Origin of the sequence: Streptomyces sp. BR1, assembly GCF_052373795.1 — a bacterium.
Lineage (GTDB): Bacteria > Actinomycetota > Actinomycetes > Streptomycetales > Streptomycetaceae > Streptomyces.
In genome coordinates this window covers 7171338-7185278 of sequence record NZ_CM126252.1, presented here as the reverse complement: position 1 = coordinate 7185278, position 13941 = coordinate 7171338, and the positions used below count along the sequence as shown (strand labels likewise).

16 protein-coding genes are annotated in these 13941 nt (G+C 68.0%); 4 read left to right on the top strand and 12 right to left on the bottom strand.

From position 1 onward, the window contains the following. Positions 1–24: 24 nt before the first annotated feature. The 3 genes from ACT1U9_RS31765 to ACT1U9_RS31755 all read right to left on the bottom strand — a co-directional run bounded on the left by ACT1U9_RS31765 (position 25) and on the right by ACT1U9_RS31755 (position 1434). A complete protein-coding gene (locus ACT1U9_RS31765; protein ID WP_444536074.1) occupies positions 25–453 on the bottom strand; it encodes a hypothetical protein in 429 nt (142 codons plus the stop codon). A 98-nt stretch (positions 454–551) separates the two neighbouring features. Further along, the gene (locus ACT1U9_RS31760) at positions 552–1238 is read right to left on the bottom strand and encodes a LysR family substrate-binding domain-containing protein (RefSeq protein WP_444536073.1); all 687 of its coding nucleotides are present in this window, start codon (positions 1236–1238) and stop codon (positions 552–554) included. Next, positions 1231–1434, bottom strand: coding sequence for a LysR family transcriptional regulator (locus tag ACT1U9_RS31755; protein WP_444536072.1), 204 nt, complete (start codon positions 1432–1434; stop codon positions 1231–1233). The genes ACT1U9_RS31760 and ACT1U9_RS31755 overlap by 8 nt, the downstream gene beginning before the upstream one ends. A gap of 205 nt (positions 1435–1639) precedes the next feature. On the opposite strand from ACT1U9_RS31755, the gene ACT1U9_RS31750 reads away from it, so the two are divergent. Next, positions 1640–2335, top strand: coding sequence for an SDR family oxidoreductase (locus ACT1U9_RS31750; protein ID WP_444536071.1), 696 nt, complete (start codon positions 1640–1642; stop codon positions 2333–2335). Positions 2336–2641: 306 nt separating this feature from the next. On the opposite strand, the gene ACT1U9_RS31745 is transcribed toward ACT1U9_RS31750, so the two are convergent. The 4 genes from ACT1U9_RS31745 to ACT1U9_RS31730 form a co-directional block, all read right to left on the bottom strand. Next, entirely contained in the window at positions 2642–3646 is a 1005-nt protein-coding gene (locus tag ACT1U9_RS31745; protein ID WP_444536070.1) for a HEAT repeat domain-containing protein, read from the bottom strand. Between the two features lie 6 nt (positions 3647–3652). Further along, a complete protein-coding gene (locus tag ACT1U9_RS31740; RefSeq protein ID WP_444539305.1) occupies positions 3653–4321 on the bottom strand; it encodes a HEAT repeat domain-containing protein in 669 nt (222 codons plus the stop codon). A 48-nt stretch (positions 4322–4369) separates the two neighbouring features. Next, positions 4370–4903, bottom strand: a complete 534-nt coding sequence (locus ACT1U9_RS31735) for a hypothetical protein (protein ID WP_444539304.1) — start codon at positions 4901–4903, stop codon at positions 4370–4372. Positions 4904–5130: 227 nt separating this feature from the next. After that, entirely contained in the window at positions 5131–6963 is a 1833-nt protein-coding gene (locus ACT1U9_RS31730; protein ID WP_444536069.1) for a hypothetical protein, read from the bottom strand. A gap of 793 nt (positions 6964–7756) precedes the next feature. On the opposite strand from ACT1U9_RS31730, the gene ACT1U9_RS31725 reads away from it, so the two are divergent. After that, entirely contained in the window at positions 7757–8293 is a 537-nt protein-coding gene (locus ACT1U9_RS31725) for a hypothetical protein (protein WP_444536068.1), read from the top strand. A 134-nt stretch (positions 8294–8427) separates the two neighbouring features. Continuing rightward, positions 8428–9282, top strand: a complete 855-nt coding sequence (locus ACT1U9_RS31720) for a class I SAM-dependent methyltransferase (RefSeq protein ID WP_444536067.1) — start codon at positions 8428–8430, stop codon at positions 9280–9282. A gap of 20 nt (positions 9283–9302) precedes the next feature. Here the strand turns inward: ACT1U9_RS31720 and ACT1U9_RS31715 are convergent, their stop codons facing one another. From ACT1U9_RS31715 to ACT1U9_RS31705, 3 genes are all read right to left on the bottom strand, one after another. Beyond that, positions 9303–10487 (bottom strand): alpha/beta hydrolase family protein, encoded by a 1185-nt coding sequence (locus tag ACT1U9_RS31715; protein WP_444536066.1) that lies wholly within the window; start codon positions 10485–10487, stop codon positions 9303–9305. A 221-nt stretch (positions 10488–10708) separates the two neighbouring features. Further along, a complete protein-coding gene (locus tag ACT1U9_RS31710; RefSeq protein ID WP_444536065.1) occupies positions 10709–11449 on the bottom strand; it encodes a class I SAM-dependent methyltransferase in 741 nt (246 codons plus the stop codon). Positions 11450–11643: 194 nt separating this feature from the next. Continuing rightward, entirely contained in the window at positions 11644–12288 is a 645-nt protein-coding gene (locus ACT1U9_RS31705) for a hypothetical protein (RefSeq protein WP_444536064.1), read from the bottom strand. A gap of 181 nt (positions 12289–12469) precedes the next feature. Here ACT1U9_RS31705 and ACT1U9_RS31700 point away from each other — a divergent pair, with 181 nt between their 5' ends. After that, positions 12470–12679, top strand: coding sequence for a hypothetical protein (locus ACT1U9_RS31700; RefSeq protein WP_444536063.1), 210 nt, complete (start codon positions 12470–12472; stop codon positions 12677–12679). A gap of 17 nt (positions 12680–12696) precedes the next feature. Here ACT1U9_RS31700 and ACT1U9_RS31695 read toward each other — a convergent pair whose 3' ends face one another. Both ACT1U9_RS31695 and ACT1U9_RS31690 read right to left on the bottom strand, forming a co-directional pair. Then, positions 12697–13257 (bottom strand): class I SAM-dependent methyltransferase, encoded by a 561-nt coding sequence (locus ACT1U9_RS31695; protein ID WP_444536062.1) that lies wholly within the window; start codon positions 13255–13257, stop codon positions 12697–12699. A gap of 82 nt (positions 13258–13339) precedes the next feature. Further along, the gene (locus tag ACT1U9_RS31690) at positions 13340–13888 is read right to left on the bottom strand and encodes a MarR family winged helix-turn-helix transcriptional regulator (RefSeq protein ID WP_444536061.1); all 549 of its coding nucleotides are present in this window, start codon (positions 13886–13888) and stop codon (positions 13340–13342) included. Positions 13889–13941: the final 53 nt, after the last annotated feature.

Here is a 13941-nt window from a genome sequence, read left to right as displayed (position 1 = left end):
TGACCAGGGTCCGGCGTGTGCCTGTCACGTCCGCGCGATGCACACCCGCAGCAGATGTTCTCTTCCGCCGGCCGGTGGCCCGCGCCGGCTCCCGCTCCCCGCGCGCAGCCGGGCCAGCGCCCACGCGGTCAACAAGGTGGCGGCGGCCACGACCACCAGGCCAGGTGCGGGCAGGGAGATCCGCTCCTGCGCCGGGGTCGATACGCACAGCGCGCCGGGCATCGCCATGCCTTCGGCAGCCCGCACGGCCGGCCCCGGACGTTGCGTGGCCGATACGTGGGCCGTCGGGGAGGTGTCATGGCCGGTGGCCATCGGCGCGGGAGCGTTCATGGAGCCGTGGCAGCCCTCGGCGGCGCTCGCCGGGGTGCCGTGCATGAGGAACAGGCCGAACAGCACGGCGCACACCGCCAGCAGCCGGGCAATGCCCCGTCTGCTCGCCGGTCCGCTGCGCACGTCCCGTCCCCTTTCGTCGCCATGCCCTGGGCACATCGCCAGCGCTCGTCACACACTATACCCAGGGAGGGTATCTCTGCTTCGCGTGCGGCTCTCGATCAGTCCGTGGACAACGCTGGCACCACGCTCGCGGCCCCCGGCTCCACCTTGCTCTGCGAATCACCATCGTCGGAGCGCCTGCGCAGGACTGCGGTAGCGATGTCCAGGAAGTCCGCTGCCGGGTCCGCGCAGCTGCTCTCCAGCACCGTCAGGCAGGTCTCGACGGGTAGACCGTCGGTGACCGTCAGGTAGACGAGCTCAGGGCGGGAGTACGAGCGCGCGATGCTCGCGGGGATGAGCGCGATGCCTTGGCCGGAGGCGATGAGTTCGAACTTCTCGTCCAGCGAGAACGTCCGCCGCGCCCTGACATCGAGGATCGGCTCACCGTCGAGGTCGGCCGACGTGAGGGCGCGGCGACCGGCCAGCGGATGCGTCACCGGCAGGCACGCGACCTTGGTCTCATGGCCGATGGGCACGGTGCGCAGCCCCGAGTCGTCGAAGGGGCGTCGGAGGTATCCCACGTGCGCGCGGCCGTCGCGGAGCGGCGCGTCCCGCTCCGACCAGGGCAGCGGAAGGACATCGATCTCGACGTTCGGATGGTTCGCCGTGAACTCCCGGATCGCGTCCGATACGTGCAGGCCGGACGAGAAGGCGACGACGAGCCGCTGCTCGCCCCGCTGGGCCTCGTGCACGCGCTTCAGCGCCACGTCCACCGCCGTGGTGATTCTTGACGCCTCCTCATACATCTGTTTTCCCGCCGGGGTCAGCTCGACGCTGCGCGTTGGACCGCGTGAACAGCGGGCACCCCAGCTCCTGTTCGAACGCGCGGATCTGCCGGCTGAGGACCGGCTGCGCGATGAACAGCGCCTGTGCCGCCCGGCCGAAGTGCCGGTGCTCGGCCACCGCGACGAAGTAGCGGAGCTTTCGCAGATCCAGATCCATGCCGTAACGGTATCAATGCGGTCCGAAGGGTATTGGACGCCCGGGCGGCCCTCTCGGAGACTTGCATCACCGGCTCACGCGATGAAGCCGAAGATCCCCAACCACACCACCAGGGCGCCGCGTTGCTCCGCCATGCAACCTTCCGAGGACAGCGGTGAACGACGCTTCCCGCCAGTCCCGACGCCCTGACCACGCAAGGAATCACATGAACGACACCCGCAAGACCGCCCTCATCATCGGGGCCTCACGGACCCTGGGCCTCGGGCTCGCCGCCGAGTACCTCCGTCGCGACTGGGACGTCATCGGCACAGTCCGAGGCAGTCGACGCACCGGCCTTCACGACCTGGCCGACACATCGGGAGGGCGGCTGACCATCGAGTCGCTGGAGATGACCGACCCGGAACAGATCTCGGCACTGCGCGACCGACTGGCACAGCGCACGCTCGACCTGCTCTTCGTCAACGCCGCCATCACGCGCGGCGACATCCCGATCGGCGACGTCCCGACGGACATGTTCACCGAAGTCATGATCACCAACGCACTCAGCCCGATGCGCGTCGTGGAGTCCCTCCGCCCGCTGGTCGCGCCTACCGGGACCATCGGCGTCATGTCCTCCGACCAGGGAAGCATCAGCCTGAACACCGAAGGCGGGCAGGACCTGTACCGGGCCAGCAAGTCGGCGCTCAACCAGTTGATGCGCAGCTACGCCGCCCGCCACGCCGAGGACACGAGGACGCTGCTGCTCATGGACCCGGGCTGGGTCCGCACCGAACTCGGCGGACCCGACGCCGAGCTCAGCGTGGAGGAGAGCATTCCGGGGGTGGCGGAAACGATGGAGCGCCACCAGGGGAAGCCCGGCCTCCACTTCGTTGACCACCAGGGGCAGATCGTGCCCTGGTAGCCCAAGGCGCCGCTACGCGGTGGCTAGCCCTCAGTGCGTGGCGGCGTCACGGCGGCCCGTGCGTGTACCTTGCCGCACCAGCTCCGCCGCCCCAACCTCCCTGTACCATCCGGCCCGTTCGTGATCACGTTCAGCACCTCGCCGTCCACGGTCCAGAACGACTTGCGCCGGGTGTCCGACGCGGCGACCTCGTGCCTCGCCCCCATGTCGGCGAAACGCGGTCTCACGCTCCCACTCGACCAGCGGTTGCAGATGCTCCCCGACGGTGAACAGGTGCCACAGGACGTTCCATTGCGATGGTGGCCGTCATCGTGCGTCCCGTATCCCGAGAACGTATGTCGCGGTCAGCGCGACGGCACGGTCCTCGTCCTGGGACAGCTCTGCGAGCGCACGTGACGCGGTGACTCCCGGGATGTCCGCGAGTGCCTGCGTCAGGCGTCGACGTGCAGACGGTTCAAGGGCGTTGTGGGCCAGGCAGTCGACGAGACGGGTGGCGATCTGCTCCGCCGACGTGGGACGACTCGCCAGCGCGCTCAGCGCATCGGCCGTATCGGCGTCGTGTGTCTCCTCGACGATCATGTCGATGAGCGTGGGGACGGCGTCGGCCACTCCGCGTGCGCCGAGCGCCAGAGCGGCATACCTGCGGACCACGACGTCGGGGTTCGCGAGGGCGTCCCGCAGCAGTGCGGTCGCCTCGCCGTTCGGAATCTCGGCGATGGACTGGACGGCACGTTTGCGCACCTCGGCCACTGGTGAGCCAAGGCCCTGCGCCAACAGCCCCAATACACCGTCGCCCGATTGCGCCAGCGCCCATCGAAGGGCTCCGGCGACGTTCGGGTCCGTCTCGCTCAACACCGCCTCGACCAGCGCTTCCACCGGCACCGGAACCTCTTGAACCGAGGACAAGGCCGCACGCTGGCGCTTCGCTGCACTCTCCGATCCCAACGCCTGGAGGAGCGCCACGATCTGGAGGACGTCCTCCCAGCCGTCGGGTTCCGCGGCACCGATCCGTCGGAGTCGCGTGAGCAGAGCCGTCTCGGCGGCAATACGTTCTCGCGTCTGACGGATGAGGTCGTCGACGAGCTCCGAGGGCGCGAAACCGGGATCATCCAGCGCACACCCGACGTCGCGCAGCGACAGCCCCAGCGACCGCAGGCTCTCGATATGGAAGATCCGCCGGATGTCGTCGCTGGAGTACTCCCGATAGCCACCCACGGTACGACCCGTCGGCCGCACCAGGCCGAGCGATTCGTAATGCCTGAGCATGCGGGCGCTGACCCCGGACCGCCGTGCCACATCACCGATCAACACTGCCCCTCACCCCTCCTGGCCGGTCGTGCCGAGGGCCATGATGCGCTTCGCCTCCTCGACCGCGAACTCGAACCCGGCCTCCGGGTCCCGCAACAACCGTTCCGTGGCGATCGCATGCGTACGTACGTCAGGGTCGAGAGCCGTCGTCGCAGCGCGCAGAGTCGGCAGAATCACCTCCCCGAGCGCGATCAGCGCCCGGCTCAGGCTCAACTGCGTCTCGCGCTCACCGCGCCCGAGCTGTGCCGCCAACTCCGCGGCCAACTCGGGCTCTTCGCCTTCAGGCACGAGTACGACCGCCGCCCGCCAGGCGCTTCGCGCCACCTCGTCGTCGGCGTCGGCCAGCAGTTCCCCTGTGATCGCCGGCCACGCCTGCCGATCCCCGATCTTGGACAGCGTGTGCAACGCCTGGCTCCGTGCCTGCGCTCGCTCCGAGCCAAGTTCATCGATGAGCTTGGGGACCGCCGTTGATGCCGAGTGGCGGGTGAGCGCCCACGTCAGCATTTCCCGTACGTAGAATTCGGGCTCGATCGCGCATCGTTCGATGAGCTCCTCGATATACGCCGGGTCAGGGGCCGTGCCAACCGCCAGCGCCGCCCGCAGCCGCACTGACGCGTCACTGGCCTCCAGCCCTTGGAGAGCTCCAAACGTATCGGTGTCCTGTGTCGACATGGCCATCGGGACCACCTCCTCGGCCACAGTGAAAACCTTGTCACTGTGTCAAGGTCAAGCGGCAGTGCGATGGCGGCGGTAGTAGGAGATGGTGACGGCTGCGGTCAGTGGGCCCCAGAGAAGCAACGGCTGGTAGAGGATGCCGACGACGAGGTGTCCGGTGTAGGTCATGTCCTCGTGCGGATACGTCCACCACCAGGGGACGTTGGCCCAGATCAGTGTCAGAGCCGCTGCGCCGAGAGCGGCGGTGACGACGACGGCCTTGGGGCTGACACGCCGCCCTCCGATCAGCGGTATCCAGCGCGGCACGACCTCACCCCACGGCCGTACCAGGCCGGTCGTGAGGAAGGCGACCAGCTCGCTGAGCACACTCAGCGTCAGCATCCATACCTTGGCACCGACCGTATCGAAGGGCACGAAGCCCGCCTTGGTATATCCAGCGGGGTACCCGAGCACCATCAGGATGCGCCACAGCCCGCTCGGAAGCACCACCAGCGTGGTCGCGTGCGCGGCCCACACCGCCCAACGAGGCGGTGCCGCTGCGGATATGACAGGCGAGGGGGTGGGCTGAGATCTCATGTGACTCATCATCAGCGATCTTCGGGCGCGTTCCGTCAGCCTCCACGGCTGACTTGGAGGGCCGCCGGTACGAGACTGTGCGCGGCGCGATCAACCGCGCGGCGGAACCGTCGTCATCCTCCGAGAGGATGCCCTGGGCAGCCCAAACGTGCGGTAGCCCCCACGGGGCAGCCGGGCCGCCCGGACCGACCGTACGTCGGCCCGGGCGGCCCGGTGGGTTTCATGGGTTCACAGGGTCAGGGGTTGACCACGCTCCAGCGCTCGGCCTCGATGTCGTTGCACGAGGCGAGCCTGACGTTGCCGCTTACGCCGGACGGGCCCAGCAGGCACAGGTGGTTGGCCTCGTTTCGGTAGCGGACGGTGCCGTCCGCGTACGTCTCGGCCAGCCAGCGCTGACCGGCCGCGTCGACGCCGCGCGCATCGTCACACCCCTGCAACATGGCATCCGTGAGCTCGGTGGCGTGCGCGTCCCGGGTTCCCAGGCACCGGTTGTCGCCGTCCAGGCTCCTGAAGCGCACCAGGTTGTCCGCCGAGTCGATCCGCTGGATGTCCCAGCCGAAGTCCTGCTTCTCGTAGGCCAGCCAGTAGATCCACCACCACCCGGGCGGACGGGGCCGGGTGTAGATCGGCGTGCCGGGGACCGAGCCGGACCGTCGCAGGCGGCCGCCGAACGCCAGGTTCTCCAGGCGTACGTTGCCGGCGGTCGTCGGCCAGTTCTTGGGCACCGAGGCAGAGGTCTCCCACCACCGCTGGGCGGGGTCCTCCGAGCACGGTTTCACCGTCACCTGGTTGTTGGACGGGGCCAGACACATCCCGGGGAAGGCCACGTTCTGCCAGCGCTGCGGCCCGCCGCTGTCGCCGTTCCACGCCGGGTCGTCCTCAAGGTGACTGATCGTCCACTGCGACCGCGGATCAGCACAGTCACCGGCGACGACCTGCGAGGACGTGTCCCGGCGGGTGCCCGTCGGGGCGGCCATGCAGTGTTTCGTGACGCCGTTCCGCACGTAGTGGGTCTGGGATTCGCCGTCGGTGTACATGCGCCAGATGTCTCTGCCGTCGTTCATCGGGCTGCCGACCGCCATCGTGCCGTTCGCGTTCTCGCGCACCGAATTGCCGTTGGACAGTGTCACCCTGGTGGCGTACGCGCGTGACGGGCCGGTCGGGGCGACAGGCGGGGGTGTCCGCGAGAAGGTCACGGACACGTGGTCGGATCCGGCACCGTTCGAGCGGTGCGCGGTGAAGCCGCGCAGGCCGCGCGTGACCGCGTAGTCCAGCTCGCTCGGGCCGCTCGTGCCGATGAACGTCGGCTGTTCGGTGCGCAGCAGGGTCTCGCCGGGGCGCAGGTGCAGCGACTGGCGGGCCTGCTGGTTGTTGCGGTTGAGGATGTTCACGTTGTAGTCGCCCGCCAGGACCCAGTTCCGGCCGCGCTGGTCTCTCCTGGCCATGAAGTTGCGGACCACGTCGAGCAGTCCGGTCCTGCCCTGGCGTCCGGTCACGTCCTCGCCGCGGGCGTGCGTGTTCCAGTACCAGGTGTTCCCGAACCGCAGACCGAGCAACGGACGTGCCCGGTAACGGTTGTTGGGGGCGTTCGGGTTCGGGTCGTAAAAGGGGTTCTCCAGGACGCGGACCTCATGGGCCTGGGTGTCGGTGACCGTCGCCAGGTTCATCTGGCCGCCGTCCCATGTGTCCTCTTGCGTTTCGCCGACCCTGCGGGGGTCGGTCTGCAGGTAGTACACGAAACGGTTGGTGTGGTCCGGGCCGCCCGCCCACTGCGAGAGCGTGTAGTTACTCGGTTGGGGGTTGCGGCTCGGAACGATCCGCATCTCCCGGTAATTGGTCCGGTGCTCGTCCACCGCGGTAGGCGGCCCGCTGCCGGCTTCCTGCAGCATCACCACCGGGTAGCTCGCGACCAGCGATCGGATTTCCGAAGTCCACCTCGAACCGTTGTCCGAGCCGTGCATGTTGTAAATGGCGAACGGCGACGAGCCGTCACGTTCCACCGCCTGCGCGGGCGCAGCGGTCAACGGAACGGCCAGCAGGGTCGCCGCCGCGCTCATGACGGCGACCACGGTGGTGATCCACCGCCCTGACCGTCGTCGCGTTCTCGTGGTCCGTAAGGCCTGCGGATGGTTGTCTCTACTCAAATTCAACGGTCAAACCTCTCCCATCGACCTCGCGCCGCGCGGCGCGGGGGGACTGCCCAGCCCGCCGACTGCCCATGGCGGCCTGTCAGTCAGAGGAGACGGAAGATCGAGCTCACACGGTTCAGAGCCCCATCGGTATCCGGCCCCTCTCCCGCGCCCCGCGTCCCATGGCAGTTGACAGGTAGCCGGCCAGCACGCACGGAACGGTGAAGTCCGTACGTGCGCTCGGCTCGGCCACTCGACCCCATGCCCCCGGACCGTCCCGACGATCCGCCCCGACCTGGCGATACGCCGCGTCGGGCCGAACTCCCAAAAAACGAACTGACGTTGTCCTTATTCGGGGTCTTGACGAATCGGTAGCCCATCCATCCCCGGCCCATTCCGTCCGAAGCCGTCCAAGAGGGGCCGAAACCCTGGTGGGACACCCCCGGGATCGGCAAGGATCACGCCCGAACCACAAATGTGCCTCCGGTGTACGGCCGGAGGAAGTGACGGGGAGGGGAAACAGCATGAGGCGGCGCACGCGCAGCGGTGAGCGCCGGCGCGGGGCGCCGCCAGCGCCCGGGCGCCTCCGCCGTCCGTCACCCGGTTGGGGCAACAACACGCGCGGCTCGCTCCTCCTAGCGGTTCACCGGGATTCGCCGGACGCCCACCTCATCGGCGGTCTACTGTGCGGACACGCCGCGCTGCCCGCCGCGGTCGCATGAGGAGGAAACCTGTGTCATCACCTTGTGACCCCCAGCACGCTCCCGCCGGCGATGTGGGCGGAGCTCTCATGATGGTCGACTCCCGGCTCAAGAGCGTCCACGCCGACAAGGCCGGTACCGACCCCGAACAACAGGCGCTGGTCGACCAGTACATCGCGTCCCTGGGTCCCACGGGAGCCGATGACCTGCTGAACGGCGCGTGCACGCTCATCTTCATGTTCATGAAGTGGCTGCGGATGGCCTACGAGGACCACGACAAGGACGTCATCGAGTACGTGGTGCCCAACCTCGTGGCCACGCTGCGCAGGTTGCCCAAGAGCGTCCGCCCCGAGGCCATCCCCACCATGGCCGGACTGGTCATCGCCGCGGGCACCGACCTCAGCCCCAGTCTGTGGCGCAAACAGTACGGAGACTGGACCGGGTTCGAGATGACTCCCCTGGAAGCCACCACCTTCCTGCTCGCGGAACACATCAATCGCCTCACCGAAGACCCCGACTTCGCCACCCGCATGATCACCGAAGCGCTGTCCCGCGCGGACGAGTCCTGACGCCGGGGCGGCGGGCCCACCGTGCACATGGGCCCGCCGCCCCGTACAAGTAGTAGGGCGACACCAGGACCACACCACAGCATTCGTACTCGCGTACCAGATCTGCCGAACGGGGCGACTGAAGGGCCGGAGCGATGAGCCACGTGAGCGATGTCCACTACCGGCAACATGTCCTGCCGTACTACCGGGCGTTCGGTTCACGCTTCGGGTATGCGACGCTGCTCGGCCGTACGCGCCACTTCGGCTGGTACGAGCCGGGCCACTCCCCCTGGGGATTCACAGCAGCCATGCGGCGCATGGAACTCGTCGTGGCTCGGAAGCTGGCCGTGCCTGCGTCGTCGGAGGTGCTCGATGCCGGGTGCGGGGTCGGCGACACAGCCCGCACCGTGGCCCGGGCGAGCGGGGTGTACGTCACCGGGATCGACGGGATCGAGCCGGACATCGCCATCGCGCGGCAGCGGACGGCACGGGCCCGCGAGCCGGGTGGGCGCACGCGTTTCCTCGTGGCCAACTATCACGCCCTCCCGTTCGCCGATGCCTCCTTCGAAGGCCTCTACACGATGGAGTCCTTCGTCCACTCCCCCGACCCCCATCAGGGGCTCGCCGAGTTCTTCCGCGTTCTACGCCCCGGCGGAAGACTGGTGATGTCCGAGTATTCGAGCACCCCGCAGGCCCATCTGATGCCACCGGCGCGGTCCGCGCTGCTCAGGGTCTGCGAGCTCTCCGGTATGCCCGGCATGCTCACGATGACCCACGGGCACCTGGAGCTGCTTCTCCAGCAGGCCGGATTCGTTGTCGAATCGGCCTACGACGCGACGGAGAAGGTCCTGCCCATGCTGCGGTGCTTCTCGGTGCTCGGCCGACTGCCCTACGCCGTCGCGCGCGGCGTGGGCCATGGCAACAGCCTGGTCAACGCGATGAGCGGAGTGGAGATGTACCGGCACCAGGAGACATGGCGCTACAACATCTGCGTTGCCACCAGGCCGTGATACTCCTGCGGCGTCCCCTCTCACGGGTGCTGGAAAGTGACCTCCGGGTTGGTCGGCGACGGGCCGTCGAGCAGGGATTGGCGAAGGCCCTTCAGGTGGAGGTCGAAGAAGGCGGCGACGTATGCGCGGGTGATCTCTGCTGAGCGCTCGCCGGAGATGGTCGCGCCCGGGATCGGGATGTTCAGCTGCGCGGCGAGGGCGGGCAGATCGGTGAAGCTGATGTGACCGGTTCCGGTGACGGTCAGCCAGCGCTTCCAACCGTCGAGGTTCGTCCACGCCTGGTCCCAGGAGCGGTCCTCGCCGGGTGCGTGCCCGGACCGGGTGCCGAGCAGCATGAAGGGGCGGTGATCCAGGCCGGTGGCGGGGATGGGGATGTCGAACGTGCCGTCCATGTCCACCCCGGCGCGCACCCGCTTGTCTGCGGTCATGGCCGAGGCGGCGGCGCTGCCACCGACGGAGTGTCCTGCCATGCCGATACGGTGTTGGTCGATCATCTGGCGGTACTGCCAAGGAGAATGACGACTTATCAGTTGATCGATGACGAACGAGACGTCCTTGGCCCGGCTCTGATTCACCACCGGCCACCCACCCGGGATGTCGTCGCACACGACACAAGTGGAGGTGTGACCGTCGGGGAAGGTGGTTCCTGAGTCCTCGTAGGTGTGGTTGGTCAGGGCGACCACGTACCCACGGCTGGCCAGGTCCTCGGCGAGGCTGGTCAGAGAGGTCCGTGGCAGGGTGAAGCCGGGCGAGAGCAGGACCAGGGGGAAGCGGCCGTGCGCCGGGCGCGCGTCGCTCCGCGCCCAGGAGCGGGTGCCGCTGAGCGTCTCCGGCGGGATACCGGCTCCCGGCACCTGCCGCTCCAGCAGCAACGCTGCCTCCTGGGTCGTCATGTAGGGCGCGGGTTCGCCGGTCCCGCGCCGCGCGGGATAGAACACCGACACCATCAACTGCCGCGGGCCGGCGGCCGGCACCCAGGGGTCCTGACGACCCGTGTCCACCAGGTGCAGTGTGCTGAGACCGACCGCGTGCGCGCCGGTAGGGCGGGGGAGCTCCAGTTGCACACCCACGCTCGTCAAGGCGACCGACCGGGCGGTAGGAGGGGCCGGGGGCTCGGCTCGTGCCGTGGCGACCGGCAGAATCATCGGCAGGGCGAGCGCGAGAGCGAGCACGCCAGGTACTGCGGTGCGATGAGTTCGGACCATGACGTCAACGTAGGCCTCACCACCTGACGTGACATCAGCGCCGGGATGGACCTCAACAGCGCGACTCCCCTAGGGGTTTGCCAGGAGGACCCCCTGATGCTCGCGATGCCCCCTGGATGATGCCTTTCGGCTCCCCGGCCGACCCACCGTGGGACGACCGGAGCTCCTTCGTCGACGTCTACAACGGCGCAACCGTACGCGAGCTCCGGTCAACCGGTCGGTCAGGCACGGCAGCGCAGCATCTCCAGCGGCGGGTGCGCGAGGGCGTCGGCCCAGAAGTCCTCGCCGAACTCACGGATGCCGGCTTCGGACACCTGCAGCGGAACCCACTTCACCTCGCTGAACCCGGCCGCCTGCAGACACTGCTCGTAAACCTCACGGCGCGGGGCCGAGCTGACGATGCTGATGGGCTGCGGGTCGAGGAGCGCCGTGACCCGCACCTTCGGACCCGTCTCGATCTCACCGGCCGGCTCGCAGCGGAACCCGTACGTCTCCAGGGACGCACAGTCGAACCCGTAGTCGGGATTCTGGGCGAGCACGAAGAACTCCCCACCCGGTACCAGGCTCCGGTGGATGTTGCGGCACATCCGCTCCATCTCCGCGATGTCCTCGGCGTAGTTGAGGCACTGCACTCCCAGCGCGACATCGAAGCGCTGCTCGACAGCCCGCAGGTCGATCACGTCACCGACCTCGTAACGCACACCGAGCGGGTCACGCTGCTCGATGTCCCGCGCAGCGGCGATCATCTCGACGGATATGTCGACGCCGAGGACATCCGAGGCGCCGCGCCGCTTGAACTCCCGGCTGTAGAAACCGGTGCCGCACGCCAGGTCGAGAACCGACTTGCCGCTCACGTCCCCGACCATGCCCAGGAAGCTCGGCACCTCCCCGAAACGCATCAGCGGCAGGGCCTTGAACCCCTCGAACGCCTCGCCGATCTCGTCATACTGCTGCACGCTCACGTGCTACCCCGTCCTGTGGTTCATCCTGTACGCGGCCACGCCAACCCTCCGGAACCAGAGCCTCACCGGGCCGCCGTCGTGGCAGAAAGTCTCCCCCCGCCCTGTCCGGACGCCGTACTGGCAGATGACACAAAGAAGTTGACCGGGTGACCCTCGTATCACCCAACAGAGACGGGACCCTGTTCTGGTCTCTATCAGTAAACGATCACGGACACTCCACACAGGCCACGGCCGTCCGCCGCAGCCTGCCGCCACATCCGCAGCGGCCCGTGCAGAACGCTCTCCTCGTTGTCGCTGTAGTCCAGCCAGTCCTGGTCCTCGGCGGCGGCACGCTCTTCGGGGCTGAAACCCAGTGCCCGTTCGATCACGGGCAGCGTCTGGCGGACCTCGGCGGAGGTGAGCAGGAAGTTGCCGCACCAGCCGGGCAGCAGGGCGGCGCGGTCGGGGCCTATGGCGTGGAAGAAGGACCGCAGCGCGAACTCCTTGCTCTGGACCGACACGAAGAGGTCCTCCCTACCGGTCACCAGGTCCCACACGTGCGTGAGCAGGCAGAAGTCGTCCTCGGGCGACAGGCCGTCGTACATCTTCTGCACGTGCTCCCCGGAAGCGGTCAGCTCGTGGAAGGAATGGAGCGCATCCGCCTCCCGTGCATCAGACAGGCCGAAGGGCCGCCACCAGGTCCGAAAGTCCGGAAGCGGCTCCCGCTGCCAGCGGTCCCACCGCTCGCGTACGAACGGCTCGTCCCGCTCCGCGGCGATCAGCGGGAGCAGCCGGGGAGCCAGCGTGCCGATGAACGAGTCGTCGTGGGCGCTGATGGACCAGGCCGAGGTGACACCCATACGAGCACCGTACGAGACGCCACTGACAAACCGGCCCCACGCGAGGCGTTGACTCCCCCACCGTTCACGTCCTGCCCCTGGCAGGCGGACGGCCGAGCTCTGGCGGCAGGCCTGGGCCTGGAGCTACTGTTGCGTACGGTGTAAATGGCGTAGGTCATAAGGGGGGTTGACCATGGTCACCATGATCGTGTTTTTCGGGTTACTGCTGGCGCTGGTGGTGTTCCTGAGCGTCGTGGTGGTGCGGCGGGGCCGCCGCAGCCGTACCGAGAACGCCGACGGACTCCTCATCGAGCAGCAGCGGCGGATCTACGCGAAATCGGCCCGGACGTCCTTCAACTCCCTTGCCGTCCACAACTCCCCGCCGACCATGAGTGATCAGTACGAACACTGACAGCGCCCGCATCCCAACTACCCTGCATCGTCACGGCGTTCCAACTGCTGGACGTACTGCCGGAACAGCCCGTCGGCACCACCGGCGGCGAGGCGGAATCCGCACTGCTCCAGGAGCCGGTCCGCCTCTGCCTCAGGGAAGACACGATACGTGGAGCGCTGGTGGGCAATGGCCATGCCCTCACGCAGGACGTAGTAGTCCTTGGTGATCCGTCCGTTGCCGTGGTGATGGACGTCCTGAGCGTAGACGAGACCGCCGGGCAGCGGCCGCTCGTACGGGCGATGGGCCTCCTGGGCGGCCAGCAACAACGTGCCGCCCGGCCGGAGCGCGGCGGCGAGGTTCTGCAGGCCCGTGACGTTCTCGTCGTCCTCCAGGAGGTGGCTGCCCAGCTGCATGCCGTCCTGGTCGCGCAGGAACAGCCAGATCCCACCGACGGAGTAGGCGACGGCGAAGCCGTTCGGCAACTCCGGGTTCAGGATGTCCTGATCGAGGAGTCGCACTCGGTCGCCGAGTCTCGTACGGGCCTGGGCCAGCATGCTCTCGGTGTGGTCGATGCCGGTGAATTGGTCATGTTTCACACACCACCCGTGACGAGGTGGCCAGGGAGGATCCATTCGGCGTAGCCCCAAACCGAGCGGCCTCAACGGTATGACACGACGGCTACGCCTGTGCCCGAGTCGTCGGCGACAGGGTGACGGGGACCGCCCGTGCCTCATCCGGACCGGACTCAACAGCGCTCACCAACTTGCGCAGCAGATCGGCAAGTGTCTGCTTCTCCTCCGGAGTCAGCACCGAGAGCAGTGCGCCCTCGCCCTGTTCCTCGGAACTCGCATGCTGCTCGAATGCGTCGTAGCCGGCGGGCGTGAGTTCCACGCGCACCCGGCGGCGGTCGGCCGGGGCGTTGGTCCGGCTGATCAGCCCGGCCTCCTCCAGCGGCCCTAGCCGTACCGACAGCGCGCCCCGGGTCAGGCCGAGCATGTCTGCGAGCTGCGATGGGCTGGCGGCGTACGGCGGTCCGAGGCGGCGCAGCATGAGAAGGATCTTGAACTGCCCGTGTTGGAGTCCGTCGGAGTCCAGGGTGTCCCGTCGGGCCTGAGCTGCGTGACGCGCCAGGATCGCCAGCCGGGCGAAGATCGCCTCCTTGACCGGGTCCATCCAGTGGAGTTCCTTCGACCACAGCGCGACGTGCTGGTCGACCGAGTCCCGCATACGTACCTCCGAAGTAGTTTTCTTGTGGATACTTTTTCGGATAACTACCTTCC

Bases quoted from the DNA above. Each gene is read 5' to 3' on its own strand.
- ACT1U9_RS31760 (WP_444536073.1), bottom strand. From the start codon at position 1,238: ATGTATGAGGAGGCGTCAAGAATCACCACGGCGGTGGACGTGGCGCTG.
- ACT1U9_RS31755 (WP_444536072.1), bottom strand. From the start codon at position 1,434: ATGGATCTGGATCTGCGAAAGCTCCGCTACTTCGTCGCGGTGGCCGAG.
- ACT1U9_RS31750 (WP_444536071.1), top strand. From the start codon at position 1,640: ATGAACGACACCCGCAAGACCGCCCTCATCATCGGGGCCTCACGGACC.
- ACT1U9_RS31740 (WP_444539305.1), bottom strand. From the start codon at position 4,321: ATGGCCATGTCGACACAGGACACCGATACGTTTGGAGCTCTCCAAGGG.
- ACT1U9_RS31735 (WP_444539304.1), bottom strand. From the start codon at position 4,903: ATGAGTCACATGAGATCTCAGCCCACCCCCTCGCCTGTCATATCCGCA.
- ACT1U9_RS31720 (WP_444536067.1), top strand. From the start codon at position 8,428: ATGAGCCACGTGAGCGATGTCCACTACCGGCAACATGTCCTGCCGTAC.
- ACT1U9_RS31715 (WP_444536066.1), bottom strand. From the start codon at position 10,487: ATGGTCCGAACTCATCGCACCGCAGTACCTGGCGTGCTCGCTCTCGCG.
- ACT1U9_RS31705 (WP_444536064.1), bottom strand. From the start codon at position 12,288: ATGGGTGTCACCTCGGCCTGGTCCATCAGCGCCCACGACGACTCGTTC.
- ACT1U9_RS31700 (WP_444536063.1), top strand. From the start codon at position 12,470: ATGATCGTGTTTTTCGGGTTACTGCTGGCGCTGGTGGTGTTCCTGAGC.
- ACT1U9_RS31690 (WP_444536061.1), bottom strand. From the start codon at position 13,888: ATGCGGGACTCGGTCGACCAGCACGTCGCGCTGTGGTCGAAGGAACTC.